Consider the following 17,132-nt stretch of genomic DNA (forward strand, 5'->3'; position numbering starts at 1 on the left):
TCGTAGTCTTTGCCGCATGCGGATCGCGTCCCTGCTGCCCGCCGCCACCGAGATCGTGACCGCGCTGGGAGCGGCCGATCGCCTCGTGGCGGTCACGTTCGAATGCGATGCGGAGGCCCGGGGTCGGCTGCCCGTCGTGGTCGACACCGCCATCCCGTCCGGGTTGGCGCCGGTGGAGATCGACCGCTGGGTGCGCGAGCGCGCCGCCCGGGGACTGCCCATGTACGAGCTGGATCCTGTGGCCCTGGCGGCTGTCGAACCTGACCTCATCCTGACCCAGGACCTCTGCCGGGTGTGCGCGCTGCCCGCCGGGACCGTGGAGGACGCCTGCCGGCTGATCGGCACGGACGCCGACGTCCTGTCACTCGACCCCCACACCCTCGAGGACGTCCTCGACTCGATCGCGGCGGTCGGGCAGGCGTGCGGGGTGCCGTCCGCGGGTGTGCTCGACGAGCTGCGCGCCCGGCTGGTCGCGGTCGACCGCGCTGTGGCGGGCCGGCCGCGGCCGCGCGTACTGGTTCTCGAGTGGACCGATCCGCCGTTCCTGCCCGGCCACTGGGTGCCCGAACTGATCACCCGCGCCGGCGGGACGCCGGTGGGCGGGCTGCCGGGCGGGCGCAGCGTCCCGGCGGCGTGGGAGGACCTGCCGCCGGCGGACGTCGTCGTGGTCGCACCATGCGGCTTCGACCTGGACGGCGCTCTCGAGCAGTGCGCGGCAGTGGCCGAGCGTCTCCCCGGCGTGCCGCTGGTCGCCATCGACTCGGGCCGCTTCGTCGTCCAGCCCGGCCCGTCGCTGGTCGACGGGATCGAGGCCCTGGCGTGGGCCCTGCATCCCCACGCCGTCCCCGAGCCCCCGCCGGGCAGGATCGCGCGCGTCTGACGGCGACACGGCCCCGGTGACGCGCCGGGCGGTGCAGAACGCGCGCCCGCCCGGCCACGAGCCCATGGACGGCGGTCAGGTCATCGAGCGTGGCCGGACGTCTGGCCCACGCTCAGGTGCATGAGGTCCGAACCGGCGACCATGTCACCGCGGAAGTGGGCCTGGCGACCGCTGTTGAGCAGGAGCTTGCGCCACCTCGCCTGGGAGACCAGGTCCAGATCGCCAGGCACCAGGTGGCTGGCGACGAGGGTCTTCACATTCGACGCCGCTGCGATGCCGCCGAGAAGTTTCACGTCGGTGTGCACGGTTCGGATGTGCTCGATCCCCGCCGGCGGGTAGCCCAGCCCGGCGAGGGAATCCGTGTCGACCGCCTCGTGGACCAGGACGTCGGCGTTCTGTGCGAACCGCGGCATGTTCGGCGTCGGCGCCGCGTCGCCGGAGAAGACGACGCTGCCGTGGTCGGTGTCGAAGCGGTAGGCGTAGGCCGGGTAGACCGCACCGTGCGGCACCAGGATCGCCGTGACCTTGATGTCGTCGTTCTCCATCACGGTGAAGGGCGTCATCGTGGTGGGGGCCTTGTTCGCGAGCGAGGCGCCGGCACTCGTAGGAGGCATGACGTCCTGCGCCCGGTACATGGTGGAGAGATCGATGCCGATGTGCTCGGCGAGGAAGAAGGTGGAGTGCGTCGCGAACGTCTGGTTCGCCAGCGCCATCATGCCGACCGTTCCTGGAACCGGGCCGGGGGCTCCGGGAATCAGCGAGTCGTAGCCGGAAGGGCCGGGCCCGTAGATGTCGACCGGCGTCTGGAAGCCCTGCTTGCCGGCGACCGGCGGGGGCCCGCCGAGCGTCCCGAGGAGCGTCAGGTCAAGGCCGGTGGATCGGGTCGGTGCCGCCTGCGCCGACGGCATTCGACCGAGCAGGCTGCCGGCGGTGACCGCGGCGGCCGAGGCCGCCATCGCGCCGAGGACTGCCCCGTCGGGACAGCAGCGGGTTCATGCTGCCCGTGGCCTCCGGCTCGGTGCACGGGGGTCGGTCTGATGGGAATCGCACATGGGTCTGTCTCCTCGGTGTCGGACGACGTCCTGGCTACGCCCGCGCATCCGAAGGGGCAGATGCGCTACATCACGCGTGACGCGTGCCGGCAGAACACCGGTCCGATGTGACGCTCGCAACGATCGTGTTCCGCTCCGTGAACCGGGAAGACCTTCCGACCCGACACAGCGCCCCTGTTGCCCGAGCCGGTCAGCGGTCCTCGAATTCGTCCTGCAGAGCCGGCCGGCGGAGCAGCACCCCGGCGTTCCGCTCGAGGAGTCACTCGGCGGGTCGCCGCGGAGCATCAGGTCGTTCGCGGCCAAGCGCCGGCCACGCGCGGTGCAAGCCCGGTGAGGACGCGGCGTGACGTGTCCGTCGTAGCGGTAGGCAATGAGAACCGGCGACCAGAGGCCTGAGCAGCAATTGAGCGGGTGACCGGGATCGAACCGGCATGGCCAGCTTGGAAGGCTTGAGATTCCAGGCGCCTTCTTGGCTGGTCAGCGCCAAGTCGGACGGATGTCGTGCCTTCAGAGTGCCTCAGTGTGAATGTCAGAGCCACGGCCAAAGCAACGGCTGCTCCGTTTCTGCGCGGGGGTGAAGTATCACGTCGTCACCGTTTGGGTGTCTCGCGACGTACCGGGGCCAGTGCATGTGCCGCCACGACGCGGATGCGCTCTCCGCGGGGCACGCTCCCGGCCGCTGAGCCCCCGGCAGTTATGCGGCACCTCGTGCTAGAGCGCGACCGTCCGAGAGCGGTCCAGTCGCTTCGACCGCGTGACATCCGGGGCTCTGGCGTCGGCGCCGCCGGGCAGGGTCGTCAACAGCGCAGCGCAGCGGATGGGGGTCAGGCCGCGGCGTCGGGGACCACTAGGGCTTTCCTGTCCTCAGGACCCGCCTTCTGCCCCCTACCGGCGGTCAGCTTGGAGAACTCCGCGACCGTGAGCGCGCAGCGCGACACGCAGTCGAACTCCCACGGCTCCACGTCAATCCAGCCGACGGCTGCCGGACGACGGCACCGTGGGCACGTCTCCCAAGTAATGTGATCGCTCATACCGGTCCCTTGCTGCCGTCGGCTTTCCTTCGTGTCCAAGGGCGCGGCGGGGGCGGAATCGAGTCCTCCCTAGCGTGCTCCTGGGCATGCTCGGTCCGGACGGCGGCGAGCGCGCCGACAGCCTCTCCCCGGAATTCGTCGACGACGAAGGTGCGGTCGCACAGCGGACACGTCCAACGGTCATCTGACGTCACCATCTCAACCCCCTGTCGGCACGAGGCAAACTGGTTGGCCGCTAGATCTGCAGGACGAGGATTCGCGCATGCGGCTCTACACCGACGTGGCGACCCCGGCTGGTGGGCGGATGTGGGCCGAGCCGCCCGAGGCGCTTACGCCGGCCAAAGAGGCATGCGGACGGATTCTTCGAAGAGTTCGCCGGCGGTCGGCAAGATCGTGGTGTTTGCGCCGGGCGCCAGGGGGCCTGAAGGGCCCCGCATGCAGGTCGCCGCGCTGTCACGCTGACGGCCGGCCATGGACAAGCGCGAGAACAGTGACCGCAACGCGAAAGCCTCCATCAGGCTGAACCCCGTGCCGCGCGCATCTCCAGCATTGAAAGACACCTTCGTCCATCAGGGCCGGCCACTGTGCCGACCTTTGTTTTGCTCCCTGCACCGTCAAGCGGACGATTCCGGTCCGCTGAGCGGACCGCCGCAGTCAGTTAGTGGGACACTAGTCCGGCCTGCCGACGAGCGCCAGGCGTCGCGACGTGCGGTTCGGGGAGCACGAAGTGTGACAGTCGGCCCACGCACTGCCATGCGGTGGCTCTGTGCTGGGGAACTACCGCTTTTGGTGGTTACCGGCCCGTAAAGCGAGCTCCCGCGGCGGGGTGCCGAGCGAGCTCGGCAACCGAAACAGGCGCGGAAGGGGTTGAGGAGTTCCTGATCGCCCGTCCCCCAGCCCCTCGCTCGAGCGCTGAGACGCGAGGCGTTGACACCCTCGGACGCGGTGGCTAGCGTTTCGCCTTACGAACCGCTCGAACCGTCTAGCGGACCGCCTGAGTCTGTGGGGTATGTCCGCGCCGTCCGACGGGGTGAGGAGTCGCATGTCCCTTCCGCTTCGAGACGGCCGCCTGCATGACGCTCGGCCTTCTTCCAGCAGCGCCTGGTGCAGTTCCCGCGGAGACGCGTCCGCATAGGCCAATCACCTGGGTCCACAGCCGTTCGTCACTGTGCCCTTCTCTTTCCGCGTGGGAGTCGATCAATGGAGCCACACCTCGTGACAGATGACGCCTCGCCCCCCTCCGCCGAGGCGCGACGAGTCGTTCAGCGCGGGCTCTGGTACGAGGAGTTCGACGTGGGGACCGTGTATGAACACCGGCCAGGGCGCACGGTCACCGAGGCAGACAACGTGCTGTTCACCGCTCTCACCATGAATACTCAGCCATTGCATCTGGATGCCTTCGCCAGCGCGAGCGTCGCCCCGTTCCATGAACGGCTCGTGAATTCGATGTTCACGTTGTCCACGTTGGTGGGTCTCTCCGTTTCGCAGATGACCCAGGGGACGTTGGTGGCCAATCTGGGATTCACCGATGTCGCCTTCCCGCGGCCGGTACGACTCGGCGACACCCTCTATGCAGAGACCTTGGTTGCCGATAAGCGACCGTCGGCGTCAAGGCCCGGTGAGGGAGTGGTGACTCTGGTGCACACAGCCCGTAATGAGCGCGGGGACGTGGTGGCGACGGCGACACGCAAGACGCTGGTGAGGATGGCTCCCGATGACTGATGCGGTGTCGAGGCTTCCCTGGGTCGTCCCGGAGCTCGACGCGATCACCGGCCCTGCCTGGCTGTTCTGCCCTGGTGACCGGCCGGATCGGTACGCAAAGGCGCTGGACCGTGCCGACGTCGTGATCATCGATCTCGAAGACGCGGTGGCGCCGGATCGCAAGTCCGAAGCGCGGCTGCTGCTGCGCCAGTTGGCGTCCGCGCAGGGGCTCGATCTGACCCGAACGGTCGTGCGGGTCAATCCTGCCAACTCGCAGGAGCACCCCCATGACCTTGGATTGGTCGCCGAGTTGGGTATCCGCTGCGTCATGCTGGCGAAGGCGGAGCGCTGGCACGATGTGGCTGCGATTGACGCTCAGGTTGTGCCTCTGGTGGAAACGCCGCGAGGGGTCGCAGGCGTCCTCGCCCTTGTTGAGCCGGCCAACGTGCTGGGACTCATGTGGGGGGCCGACGACCTCGTCGCAAGCATGGGAGGAACGTCCAGCCGCCGCTCGGGTGGGGCCTATCGCGACATCGCCCGCTTCGCCCGGTCACAGACGCTGATCGCCGCAAAGGCGCGGGGTCGGCTGGCGCTCGATGCAGTGCACATGGATATCGCGGACCTGGACGGGTTGCGAGAGGAATGCGAGGACGCAGCCGCCGTCGGGTTCGATGCGACCGTCGCGATCCATCCCTCGCAGGTGCCGGTCATCCGCGACTGCTACACGCCCTCGGCCCAGGCAGTGGACTGGGCGCGGCGACTCTTCCAGCATGTCGGCGACGACCGCAGCGTGACTGCCTTCGAGGGGCGCATGGTCGACGGGCCGGTTTTCAAGCAGGCCGAGCGAGTGCTGCAAAGCATTGGGAGGCGTATCCCCGACGGCGACAGCTCGGGCTGAGTTCCGTCCATGCGTGCGACACCGCACGCTGCCGAGAAGTGTCGCTGGTGAAGGAGCACGCGGTGGAAGCGATCGACGAATACGCCGTCCGGGTCCTCGGCAGTCTGGGCGCAGGCGCCCCGCACCACGAACCCACCACCGACGCGAACACCGTCTCCACGCTGCGGCGGTTGTTCGCAGCGCAGGTGCAGAGCCGCCACCTGGACTTTGCCGCGCGATGGCTGCAGAGCCAGAGCAAGGGCCACTACACCATCGGCTCGGCCGGGCACGAGAGCAACGCTGCCGTCGGCCTGTTGTCCCGCGTGGATGACCCCGCACTCCTGCATTACCGATCGGGAGGTCTGTACGCCGCACGGGCCCGCCTGGCCGGCCACGACAGCGCATCGCGGGACATCCTCCTCAGCCTCGCCACGGCGGCAGCAGATCCCATTTCGGGCGGGCGGCACAAGGTGTTCGGGAACGCCGACCTGCACATCATTCCGCAGACGTCGACGATCGCTTCTCACTTGCCCCGAGCCGTTGGCTTGGGGTTTTCCCTCGGATTGGCCAAGCGCCTCGGACTCCGGACGCCATGGCCGACCGACGCTGTGGTCCTGTGCAGCTTCGGTGACGCTTCGGCCAACCACTCGACAGCCGTCGGGGCGTTGAACTCCGCCGCCTACCTCGGCCACCGGGGCATGAATTGCCCAGTGCTCTTCGTGTGTGAGGACAACGGTATCGGCATCAGCACGCCGTCTCCACATGGCTGGCCCGCGGCAATGCTCGAGTCGGTGAGCGGCGTGCCGTACTGGCGCGCGGAAGGTGATTCTCCGGTCGAGCTCCTGCGGGTCACCGAGGAAGCCCTGGCGACGGTTCGACGAACCCGACGCGCGGGCATCCTGCACCTGCGCACCGTGCGGTTCATGGGCCACGCCGGCTCTGACGCAGAGATCGCCTACCGGTCAGCCGCTGAGATACTCGCCAGCTACGACCGCGACCCGTTGATCGCGACGGCCCGCGCGCTGGTCGATGCTGGCGCCCTCTCGGGTCCCGATGCCCTGCAGGAGTACGAGGCCGTGCGTCGCGCGGTGATGCAGGAGGCCGACGCGGTGCTGGACGAGAAGCGGCTGGACAGTCGGGAGTCGGTCATGGCTCCACTGGCGCTTCCGCGCTCCACGCCGAGGGTCGACCTGGCCCCGCCGAACGTCCGGGATCAGTTGTGGGACGGCGATCTGCCCGAGGACGGCCCCGAGATGACGTTGGCGCAGTCCATCAACGCGACCTTGACCGACCTCATGGCGGCGCACCCATCTGCGCTTCTCTTCGGTGAGGACGTCGCGGTCAAGGGCGGTGTCTATGGGGTGACGCGCGGAATCCGCAGGCGCTTCGGCGGAGGGCGGGTGTTCGACACCCTGCTGGACGAGCAGACCATCCTGGGCGTCGCCCTCGGATCCGCCCTCGCGGGCTTCGTGCCCATACCGGAGATCCAGTACCTCGCCTATCTGCACAACGCGGAAGACCAGTTGCGCGGTGAGGCCGCATCGCTCCGTTTCTTCTCGAACGGCCAGTACCAGAACGGCATGGTCGTACGGATCGCCGGGCTCGCCTATCAGCGGGGCTTCGGGGGCCACTTCCACAACGACAACTCGGTGGCCGTACTCCGCGACATCCCAGGCTTGGTTCTTGCCGTGCCCAGTCACCCAGCAGACGCTCCGGGTCTCCTGAGGGCCTGCTTCGCGCTTGCCCAGCAGGACGGCCGTGTCTGCGTCTTCCTGGAGCCGATCGCGAAGTATCACACCCGGGACCTGTTGGAGGAGGGCGACGGAGGATGGGTGGCGGCCTACCCGTCACCCCACTCAGAGGGCGCCACGATCCCCATCGGGGAGGTGGGCGTTCACGGCACGGGACGAGATCTACTCCTCGTGACCTTCGGGAACGGGGTCCATATCAGCCGGAGGGCCGCGGCCGAACTGGCCGAGGTCGGCGTCCACGCGACCGTCCTCGACCTGCGCTGGCTCTCACCCCTGCCGGTCGAGGCGCTTCTGCATCATGCCGCGCTTTCTCAGTCAGTTCTCGTCGTCGACGAGACTCGGCACAGCGGAGGAGTCTCCGAGGGGGTCGTCGCTGCCCTGATCGATGGTGGGTTCGCCGCGCCGGTCGCACGGGTGACCAGCGCCGACAGCTTCATCCCCCTGGGGCCAGCCGCCGAAGCCGTGCTCCTCAACGAGAAGGAGGTCGTGCAGGCCGCTCTGCAGCTGCTTCCCCGCGGTGGTTCCGATCGGCGTATCACCACGACATAGCCGCGGGAAGGCGCCGTGTCATGCACGGCCGTTGCTGCGCTGTCGAATCAGCGAGCGGACTCTCAGCAGCCTGTCCAGACCGGCGTCCGCTTCTCGGCGAAGGCGGCCGCCCCTTCGCGGGCGTCGGCGCTGGCGAGCACTCCCGCGCTCATCTCCGCCTGCTTGTGCCAGCCCTGGGCCAGAGTCCAGTCGTGACTTCCACGCGCGATCGACTTGGTGGCAGCCAGTGCCAGCGGGCCATTCGCTGCCACGGTCGCCGCGAGCTCCAGGGCTCCGGCGAGGGCCTCCCCTTCTGCCGTCAGGCGGTTGACGAGGCCCATCTCCGCCGCACGCGTCGCGGAAACGGGATCCCCCGTGAGCAGCAACTCCATCGCCAGGGCGTAAGGGATCCGCCGCGGCAGCAGGAACGCGCCTCCGGCCGCGGCCACCAGCGAACGCTTGACCTCGGGGACGCCGAAACGCGCCGTCCGCGCCGCGACGATCAAGTCGCATGCCAGGACCAGCTCGAAGCCCCCCGCCAAGGCCCAGCCCTCGACCGCTCCGATCAACGGTTTGCGTGGCGGTGTCTCCGTGATGCCACACAGCCCCCGGCCCTCGATGAAAGGACTCTCGTCCCGCAGAAAGGCCTTCAGATCCATCCCGGCCGAGAACGAGCCTCCCGCTCCGGTCAGCACACCGACGCTCACGTCCGTGGAGCGGTCCAGTTCGTCGATCGCCTTTGCGATCGCCTCGGCGACGGACCTGTTGAGTGCATTCTTCGCCTCAGGTCGGTTGATGGTGATGACGAGCACGCCGTCGTGCTGGTCAACCAGGACCTCGTCCGCCACGGAACTCTCTTCTCTGCCTGATGGGTGGTGTGTCGTGCTTTCGGCCTGTTGGCTTCGTGACGTCAGACCCCGCGGAAGCGGTTGATCGCGTCGATGTGCTTGGCGCGCTTCTCCTGGTCGCGGACGCCGAGCCCCTCCTCGGGGGCGAGGGTGAGGACGCCGACCTTGCCCTGGTGGAGGTTGTGGTGGACGTCGTAGGCGGCCTGGCCGACGTCGTCCATCGAGTACACCTTCGACAGCGTCGGGTGGATGAGGCCCTTGTCGATGAGCCGGTTGGCCTCCCACGCCTCCTTGTAGTTGGCGAAGTGCGAGCCGATGATCCGCTTGAGGTTCATCCAGAGGTACCGGTTGTCGTACTGGTGCATGTAGCCGCTGGTGGAGGCGCAGGTGACGATCGTGCCGCCCTTCTTCGCCACGTAGACGCTGGCGCCGAAGGTCTCCCGGCCCGGGTGCTCGAAGACGATGTCGACGTCGTCGCCACCGGTGAGCTCGCGGATCTTCTTGCCCAGGCGCTGCCACTCCTTGGGGTCCTGCTCGTAGTAGTCGAGCCAGAACCGGTAGTCCTCGGCGTTGCGATCGATGATGAGGTCGGCGCCCATGGCGCGGCAGATCGCGGCCTTCTCCGGGCTGGAGACGACGCAGACCGGGATGGCCCCGCCGTTGAGGGCCATCTGGGTGGCGTAGGAGCCGAGGCCGCCGGAGGCGCCCCAGATCAGGACGACGTCGCCCTGCTTCATGTTGGCGCCGTGGTGGCTGACCAGCTGCCGGTAGGCGGTGGAGTTGACCAGCCCCGGGGCGGCCGCCTCCTCCCAGCTGAGGTGGCCGGGCTTGGGCATGAGCTGGTTGCTCTTGACCAGGGCCAGCTCGGCGAGGCCGCCGAAGTTGGTCTCGAAGCCCCAGATGCGCTGCTGCGGGTCCATCATCGTGTCGTCGTGGCCGGCCGGGTCCTCGAGTTCGACGGACAGGCAGTGCGCCACGACCTCGTCGCCGGGCTTCCACTTGTTGACGCCCGGGCCGACCTGCAGCACGACGCCGGCGAGGTCGGAGCCCACCACGTGGTAGGGCAGGTCGTGCCGCTTGGTCAGCTCGGAGACCCGGCCGTAGCGCTCGAGGAACCCGAAGGTCGAGACGGGCTCGAAGATCGACGTCCAGACGGTGTTGTAGTTCACCGACGAGGCCATCACCGCGACGATCGCCTCACCCGGGCCGATCTCGGGGGTGGCGACCTCCTCGACGTGCAGCGACTTGCGCGGGTCCTTGTCCTTGGCGTCGAGGCCATCGAACATGTGCTGCTCGTCCTTGCGCACCAGGACCGCGCGGTAGGACTCCGGCACCTGCATGCCTGCCACGGCATCCAGCTGGTCGGCGAGGATGGCGTCCCTGATCTCGTTCACGCGTACTCCCGGGTCGTTGGTGGCCGTCAGTGGGCGATGCGCGGGCGAGCCGTTCAGCGACCGCGGCGGGTGTCTCGGGCGTGGACGGCCTTCCACGCTGTCCCCAGCACGGCGGCGGCGACGCCCGCCTTCACAATGCCGCCGAGGATGAACGGGTAGAAGCCGGCGTCGAGCGCCTGCGAGGCGGTCATCCCCGTGCTCACCGCCAGCCAGGGCACACCCACTGCGAAGATGACCGCCTGGCCGGCGGCAAAGAGTGGCAAGGCCTTCAGAGGATTGCGGTCGGCGCCGCGCTGGGCAGCCAGTCCGATGAGGTAGGCCGCTGGGACGAAGCCGACCACGTAACCGCCAGTGGCTCCCATGACCACGTCAACCCCGCCTGAGGCGCCGGAGTAGAAGGGCAAGCCGACGAGAGCGGTCATGATGTAGAGGACCTGGACCGCCGTACCCCGCAACGGGCCGAGGGCCGCGGCAGTCAGGACGACGGCCAGCGTCTGTCCTGTTATCGGTACGGGCGAGCCGGGGACCGGGACGGACACCTGCGCGAGGAGCGCGGTGAACAGCACCCCGAGGACGACGAGCCCCGCGCTGCGCGCACGGACGGCGGGCAGCAGGTCGGCCAGGACGAGCGGGCGGGAGGGCAGGGCGGGGACGGACGCGCTGGTCAAGGGTCCTCCTGAGGAACGGACTGTGCCTACGCCGAGTGGCCGGCGGAGGGGGGCATGGCGGCGATTCGGTCGGGCAGAACTGTGGACTCGCCCTGCGGGCCGCACCTAGGGCCGAGGTAGTGGATGTGGACTCGCTGAGGCAGCTCGGGCGGCGTGGCGGTCACGGCGCCTCAGTCGCATGCACGACTGCCAGCTGCTGATCGACGGCGACCTGGTCGCCTACTTGCACGGCCAGCTCGAGGGTGCCCGCAACGGGGGCCGTGAGCGTGTGCTCCATCTTCATCGCCTCCACTGCGAGCAGTGGTGTTCCCTCCTCGACCGTCGCGCCGTCGACCACGTGCACCGCGATCACCGACCCCGGCATGGGACTGCGCACGGTCTTGTCGGCGGACGTTGGGCCGGCGCCCAGCTTCGCCGGGGGAAGCTCGGTCAGGGCGAAGGTCCGCCCGTTGACGTGCACCCAGGTCGTGGCGCCGTCCCGGACGGTCCGCGCGGTTGCGGCTCGTCCGTCGAGAGTCACGAGAAGGCCGCCGGGCACCGGATCGGCGTCCACGTGGTGCTCGTTCCCGTCACCGACCCGCAGTTCCGTTCCGCCGGCGAGCGACACCGACAGACGGTCCCCGTCGGCGTCAGCGACGTTCCAGATCAGGGGAGCCCGCCTGCCGCCGGTCCGCCAGCCGCTGGGCGCGTCCCAGGGGTCGACGACCCCCCCAGCGGGCTGCGAGGCGGCCCACCGCGTCAGGGCGAACGCGGCATAGGCTTCGATCGGTACGACGGCGTCCACGAGCTTCTCGAGGTCCCGCTCCACCAGGCCGGTGTCCAGTCGCCCCGCACGGACGTCTGGATGGGCGAGCAGGGTTCGGAGGAAGCCAGTGTTCGTGCCGACGCCGAGGACGACGGTGTCGGCAAGCGCCCGGTCGAGACGGCTGAGGGCGGCGTCGCGGTCCGGTGCCCAGGCGATGACCTTGGACAGCATGGGGTCGTAGGTGGTGCCGACCGGGCCGCCCGCGCGTAGCCCGCTATCGACCCGGACCCCCTCGGCGGCCGGCTCGTCGAGCACCAGCGCGGTTCCGCCAGTAGGGAGGAATCCGCGGCTGGGGTCCTCCGCGTAGACGCGAGCCTCTACGGCGTGCCCGGTCAGCCGGACGTCGCCCTGACCGAAGCCCAAGGGCTCCCCGGCGGCCACCCGTAGTTGCTGTTCGACCAGGTCGATGCCGGTGATCAGCTCGGTGACGGGGTGCTCGACCTGCAGCCGCGTGTTCATCTCCATGAAGAACGGCTCGTCAGGGGAGTCGCCCGAGACGATGAACTCGACGGTCCCGGCGCCGGTGTAATCGACGGCGCGGGCGACCTCGACGGCGAGGGCGCCGTACCGCTCGCGCTGGGGGGCGGTGAGAAGCGGCGAGGGCGCCTCTTCGATGATCTTTTGGTGCCGGCGCTGAAGGCTGCACTCCCGCTCACCCAGGTGCAGCACCGTGCCGTGGGCGTCGGCGAGCACCTGGACCTCGATGTGCCGCGGGTCGAGCACGAACCGCTCGAGGAACAGCGTGTCGTCCCCGAAGCTGGTGGCCGCCTCGCGGCGTGCCGAGACCAGCGCGTCGCGCAGGTCGGCAGGGGACTGCACCAGGCGCATGCCCTTGCCCCCGCCCCCGGCCGAGGGCTTGACCAGGACGGGGTAGCCGACCTCCGCGGCCGCCGCGACGAGGTCGGCGTCGGTCATGCCGAGGTCCGTGCGGCCCGGGACGACCGGCACCCCGGCGGCGCTGACGGTCCGCTTGGCGCGGATCTTGTCGCCCATGACCTCGACTGCGCGGGCAGGCGGCCCGACGAAGACCAGCCCGGCATCGGCGCAGGCCTGCGCGAAGGCGGTGTTCTCGGAAAGGAAGCCGTAGCCGGGGTGGATCGCCTGGGCCCCGGTCCGGACCGCCGCCTCGAGCACCCGCTCGATCGCCAGGTACGACTCGCGGGCGGCCGCCGGGCCCAGCCGGACAGCGGTGTCGGCCTCGCGGACATGGCGGGCGCCGGCATCGGCGTCGGAGTAGACGGCGACGGAGCGGATGCCCATCTCGCGCAGGGTCCGGATCACGCGGACGGCGATCTCCCCGCGGTTGGCCACGAGCACGGTCTCGAACATGTCGTGGCCTCTACATCCGGAAGACGCCGTAGCCGACGTCTTCGAGGGGGGCGTTGGCGCAGGCGGACAGCGCCAGGCCGAGGACGGTGCGGGTCTGGGCGGGGTCGATCACGCCGTCGTCCCAGAGCCGGGCGGTGGCGTAGTACGGGTGGCCCTGCGACTCGTACTGGTCGCGGATCGGCTTCTTGAACGCCTCCTCGTCCTCGGCCGACCACTCCTCGCCGCGGGCCTCGGCGCCGTCGCGGCGGACGGTGGCCAGCACGCTGGAGGCCTGCTCGCCGCCCATCACCGAGATGCGGGCGTTGGGCCAGGTGAAGAGGAAGCGGGGTGAGTAGGCCCGGCCGCACATCGAGTAGTTACCCGCCCCGAAGGAGCCGCCGATGACCACGGTCAGCTTGGGCACCCGGGCGCATGCCACCGCGGTCACCATCTTGGCGCCGTGCTTGGCGATGCCGCCGGCCTCGTAGTCGCGGCCGACCATGAACCCGGTGATGTTCTGCAGGAACAGCAGCGGGATCTTGCGGCGGTCGCACAGTTCGATGAAGTGCGCGCCCTTGAGCGCCGACTCGGCGAACAGCACGCCGTTGTTGGCGATGATCCCGACCGGGTGGCCGTGCAGCCGGGCGAAACCGGTGACCAGCGTGGCGCCGTAGAGCGGCTTGAACTCGGCGAACCTGCTGCCGTCGACCAGCCGGGCGATCACCTCGCGCACGTCGTAGGGCGTGCGCGGGTCGGTCGGGACGACCTCGTAGATCGACTCGGGCGGGTGGATCGGTTCGTGCGTGGGCTCGACGTCCCACGGCCGGGCGTCCCGCGGCCCGAGCGTGCCGACGATCTGGCGGACCAGCTGCAGGGCGTGCGCGTCGTCGTCGGCGAGGTGGTCGGTGACGCCGCTGATGCGGCTGTGCAGGTCGCCGCCGCCGAGGTCCTCGGCCGTGACGACCTCGCCGGTCGCCGCCTTCACCAGCGGCGGGCCACCGAGGAAGATCGTGCCCTGGTTGCGCACGATGACCGCCTCGTCGCTCATCGCGGGCACGTACGCACCGCCGGCGGTGCACGACCCGAGGACAGCGGCGATCTGCGCGACGCCGGCCTTCGACAGGTTGGCCTGGTTGTAGAAGATCCGGCCGAAGTGCTCGCGGTCGGGGAAGACCTCGTCCTGCATCGGCAGGAACGCGCCGCCGGAGTCGACCAGGTAGATGCAGGGCAGCCGGTTCTGCAGGGCCACCTCCTGGGCCCGGAGGTGCTTCTTCACGGTCATCGGGTAGTAGGTGCCGCCCTTGACCGTGGCGTCGTTGGCGACGACGACGCACTCGCGGCCCGACACCCGCCCGATGCCGGTGATGATTCCCGCCGCCGGGGCGTCACCGTCGTAGAGCCCGTGCGCGGCCAGCGGGGAGAGCTCGAGGAACGGGCTGCCCGGGTCGAGCAGCGCGTCGACCCGCTCGCGCGGCAGCAGCTTCCCCCGGTCGACGTGCCGCTGACGTGCGCGTTCACCCCCGCCGAAGGCAACCCGCTCCAGCTCGGCGGCCAGGTCGGCGGCCAGGATCCTGTGCTCTGCAGCGTTCTTCGAGGCCGCGCTGTTAACCATCGTTAACGTCACGAAGGCAAGGCTAGTGGAGTTCGCCCGGTTCGTCCAGCGGTCTCCCCGGTCCATTCTACGGGACGAAAGGGTGAACTCTGCGGACTCCGGATGCACCTTCCGAGCATGACTGCTGACCCCGTGCTGGGGATCCTGGAACCTGCGGGCCGGGTGCATCAACAGGAGCCTGTTGCGGCTGCAATCGAGCTGGCACCGTCAGGGATCACCGTCGAGCCCTACTTCGCCTCGGGGGTCTGCCCATCCACAACGAGGATCTGGACACGGAGGCCCCGCCGGTGCCGGTCGCCGATCTGCGCCAGCGCATCACCGAGGCCGACGCCGTCCTCATCGTCACTCCGGAGTACAACTACTCGATCCCAGGTGGCCTGAAGAACGCCATCGATGGGGCTGCGCGTCCACACCCCAACCATTCACTCTTACCCCGGATCCACCGTTGATCTTGGCGCCCTGACTCGTTGATCTTCGGTCGGCGACACCGACGGCGTCATGGTGCCGATCGAGGGCTTCGATCTCGGCCGGTCGCCCCGCATGCAGGGCTTCATCCTCAAGGCCGCGGACGTACGGGCGGCGCTGAGATTGTGCAGGAAGCCTTCGAGGGTCAGTTCGCCGAGGACCTCGCCGGCCGCTGAGCGACGTCCCAACAGGTGCTTCAGGACGGCGGTCGAGCCGCGTCGGCGGTGGCGACAGCTCGGGCTGGCTGCGGCTTGCCCCCTATGGGTCCATCTCGCTGAGCCGATGCAGCAGCCGCTCCAGGAGTTCGGCCAGACTCTCTAGCTCTGACACAGGGATGCCGTCGAGGAAAAGACGCCGTACAGCGGCGACGTGGCCGGGGGCGGCGTCCCGTAATGCTCGTTCCCCCCGATCGGTCGCTTCGATCACTAGTCCTCGTCCGTCCGACGGGTGGTCGTGCCGCCGCAAAAGTCCGCGACGTTCCATGCGGATGAGTTGATGTGAAAGACGGCTCTGTTCCCACTGCAGCCTTTCAGCGAGCTCGGATGGGCGAAGAGTAGAAGAGGCTGACTCCGTGAGACGGACGAGCACGTCGTAGTCGGCGGACGAGAGTACGGAGTCCTCCTGCAGTTGTCGCGCCAGTCGTCCCGTCACCTGCGCATGGACCCGGAGGAAGGCACGCCAGGCGCGCTGTTCGGTGTCATCCAACCAAGCCGCATGCACGGCGACAGCATACTAAGATGATGTATCATCTACCTCTCTGAACTGACTAACTGGAGGAACAAGCGTGTCGGCACCCGTCCTGCAAGTGATCACCGGGAGCACCCGGCCGGGCCGCGTCGGGCCTGCCGTCGCGGCCTGGTTCGCCGACGTCGCTCGCGCACACGGGGCATTCAAGGTCGAGGCCGTAGACTTGGCCGAAGTCGCGTTGCCCTTGCTCGACGAGCCCGAGCATCCATCCATGGGGCGCTACACCAGGCAGCACACGCGCGAGTGGAGCGCGACAATCGGCCGCGGTGACATTCATGTGTTCGTCGTGCCGGAGTACAACCACGGATACAATGCGGCCACCAAGAACGCCATCGACTACCTGCACCCAGAATGGCGCGACAAAACGATCGGATTCGTAAGTTACGGGGGAGTGGCCGCCGGCACCCGCGCCGTGCAGGCGCTCAAGCAGGTGTTCCTTTCCGTGAAGGCGGTTCCAGTCAACGAGTCCGTCAACATCGCTTTCATCGCGTCGCTACTCAGCCCCGACGGTTCGTTGGCGCCGACAGACGCCATGCAGGCGGCCTCGAAGGTGATGCTCGACGAACTGGACCGACGGGACCGTGCGCTACGTCAGCTGCGGGCCTCGGCGTCATAAGCATCACGTGCCCTCCCGGACTCACGCTTGGCTTGTTGTTACCCTCGACGTGATCACGGCTTGCGGCCGCGGCTCTGGTGACGGCTTGCCCCCGTCGCAGCGGGCCGGTCGGTGAAGTGGCTCTGCTGACTCGGGTGTCGGCGCCGGAGCATGATCATCTCGTTTGATGAGCGAGGGCACGCCGCCTCCGCCTAAGTTCCTGAGCTGTCGAAAAACAGTCACCTGCAGCAGGGGGCGGCGTGTGAAGGCCCAGCGTATGGGCACGACTGATTGGAGCCCCGGCTTGTCACGCCGACGGCACTCTAGGGTGACGTCCCGCCCGGTGGTGTAGCTGGGTCTGCTGGCCCGCGTGCCCGCGGCAACGGCTGATATGGTCGCCGCTGCCATCCGCACTGTCTTCGCCCAGCCCGACGCCGAACACGTGCATTCCCAGCTCGACGTGATCGCCGGCATGCTCGGCCGTCAGTTCCCCTCAAGTCGAGAGCATGCTCCGCGACGCGGCCGACGACCTGGTGGCCTTCGCCGACTTCCCGCTCAGTCACTGGAAGAAGGCCTGTCGACCTACCCGCTCGAGCGGGTCAACAAAGAGATCAAGCGCCGCACCGAGGTCGTGGGAGTCTTCCCGAACCCGGCATCACTGCTGCGGCTGGCCGGCGCGGTGCTGGTCGAGACGCACGACGAATGGCAGGTCTCCGACCGCCGCTACCTCTCCGAGGGCTCCATGGCCCTGCTCAAACCACCCGACGACTCGACCGAGGAGGTGGGGCAGTCGGCGCTGACGGCCTCCTAGTTGTCGCAGCCAAGGACGTTGTTGACAGTCGGCGTGGCGGCTTGATCACGAAGGAGACC

Annotated in this window: 13 protein-coding genes and 1 pseudogene; 7 read left to right on the top strand and 7 right to left on the bottom strand. The window is 68.8% G+C overall.

Translation table 11 applies throughout. The features are described from left to right. Positions 1 to 16 precede the first annotated feature (16 nt). The gene (locus tag AC2H4J_RS09005) at positions 17 to 880 is read left to right on the top strand and encodes a TroA family protein (protein ID WP_487464528.1); all 864 of its coding nucleotides are present in this window, start codon (positions 17 to 19) and stop codon (positions 878 to 880) included. 80 nt (positions 881 to 960) lie between these two features. Here the strand turns inward: AC2H4J_RS09005 and AC2H4J_RS09010 are convergent, their stop codons facing one another. Next, positions 961 to 1,836 carry an MBL fold metallo-hydrolase gene (locus AC2H4J_RS09010; protein ID WP_487464529.1) on the bottom strand — a complete coding sequence of 292 codons (876 nt, stop codon included), beginning with the start codon at positions 1,834 to 1,836 and terminating at the stop codon, positions 961 to 963. 2,342 nt (positions 1,837 to 4,178) lie between these two features. Between AC2H4J_RS09010 and AC2H4J_RS09015 the strand changes: the two genes are divergently transcribed. The 3 genes from AC2H4J_RS09015 (at position 4,179) to AC2H4J_RS09025 (ending at position 7,841) form a co-directional block, all read left to right on the top strand. Further along, entirely contained in the window at positions 4,179 to 4,685 is a 507-nt protein-coding gene (locus tag AC2H4J_RS09015; protein WP_487464530.1) for a MaoC family dehydratase, read from the top strand. Beyond that, positions 4,678 to 5,562 (top strand): HpcH/HpaI aldolase/citrate lyase family protein, encoded by an 885-nt coding sequence (locus tag AC2H4J_RS09020; RefSeq protein ID WP_487464531.1) that lies wholly within the window; start codon positions 4,678 to 4,680, stop codon positions 5,560 to 5,562. The genes AC2H4J_RS09015 and AC2H4J_RS09020 overlap by 8 nt, the downstream gene beginning before the upstream one ends. 62 nt (positions 5,563 to 5,624) lie before the next feature. Then, positions 5,625 to 7,841: a thiamine pyrophosphate-dependent enzyme gene (locus tag AC2H4J_RS09025; RefSeq protein WP_487464532.1), complete on the top strand. Its 2,217-nt coding sequence runs from the start codon at positions 5,625 to 5,627 to the stop codon at positions 7,839 to 7,841. A gap of 62 nt (positions 7,842 to 7,903) precedes the next feature. On the opposite strand, the gene AC2H4J_RS09030 is transcribed toward AC2H4J_RS09025, so the two are convergent. The 5 genes from AC2H4J_RS09030 to AC2H4J_RS09050 form a co-directional block, all read right to left on the bottom strand. Then, positions 7,904 to 8,668: a crotonase/enoyl-CoA hydratase family protein gene (locus AC2H4J_RS09030; RefSeq protein WP_487464533.1), complete on the bottom strand. Its 765-nt coding sequence runs from the start codon at positions 8,666 to 8,668 to the stop codon at positions 7,904 to 7,906. Positions 8,669 to 8,730: 62 nt separating this feature from the next. Next, entirely contained in the window at positions 8,731 to 10,062 is a 1,332-nt protein-coding gene (gene ccrA / locus AC2H4J_RS09035; protein ID WP_487464534.1) for a crotonyl-CoA carboxylase/reductase, read from the bottom strand. 53 nt (positions 10,063 to 10,115) lie between these two features. Then, positions 10,116 to 10,730 carry a biotin transporter BioY gene (locus tag AC2H4J_RS09040; protein WP_487464535.1) on the bottom strand — a complete coding sequence of 205 codons (615 nt, stop codon included), beginning with the start codon at positions 10,728 to 10,730 and terminating at the stop codon, positions 10,116 to 10,118. A 160-nt stretch (positions 10,731 to 10,890) separates the two neighbouring features. Beyond that, positions 10,891 to 12,864: an ATP-binding protein gene (locus AC2H4J_RS09045; protein WP_487464536.1), complete on the bottom strand. Its 1,974-nt coding sequence runs from the start codon at positions 12,862 to 12,864 to the stop codon at positions 10,891 to 10,893. A gap of 10 nt (positions 12,865 to 12,874) precedes the next feature. Continuing rightward, entirely contained in the window at positions 12,875 to 14,467 is a 1,593-nt protein-coding gene (locus AC2H4J_RS09050) for a carboxyl transferase domain-containing protein (RefSeq protein ID WP_487464537.1), read from the bottom strand. A gap of 227 nt (positions 14,468 to 14,694) precedes the next feature. On the opposite strand from AC2H4J_RS09050, the pseudogene AC2H4J_RS09055 reads away from it, so the two are divergent. Beyond that, positions 14,695 to 14,904, top strand: a pseudogene (locus tag AC2H4J_RS09055) (NADPH-dependent FMN reductase); the annotation flags it as partial. Positions 14,905 to 15,178: 274 nt separating this feature from the next. Here AC2H4J_RS09055 and AC2H4J_RS09060 read toward each other — a convergent pair. Then, positions 15,179 to 15,640 (bottom strand): MarR family winged helix-turn-helix transcriptional regulator, encoded by a 462-nt coding sequence (locus AC2H4J_RS09060; protein WP_487464538.1) that lies wholly within the window; start codon positions 15,638 to 15,640, stop codon positions 15,179 to 15,181. A 64-nt stretch (positions 15,641 to 15,704) separates the two neighbouring features. Between AC2H4J_RS09060 and AC2H4J_RS09065 the strand changes: the two genes are divergently transcribed. Beyond that, positions 15,705 to 16,283 (top strand): NADPH-dependent FMN reductase, encoded by a 579-nt coding sequence (locus tag AC2H4J_RS09065; RefSeq protein WP_487464539.1) that lies wholly within the window; start codon positions 15,705 to 15,707, stop codon positions 16,281 to 16,283. 349 nt (positions 16,284 to 16,632) lie between these two features. After that, positions 16,633 to 17,073 (top strand): transposase, encoded by a 441-nt coding sequence (locus AC2H4J_RS09070; RefSeq protein ID WP_487464540.1) that lies wholly within the window; start codon positions 16,633 to 16,635, stop codon positions 17,071 to 17,073. The last annotated feature ends 59 nt before the right edge of the window (positions 17,074 to 17,132 follow it).

Source organism: Blastococcus sp. OS1-29 (assembly GCF_057628075.1).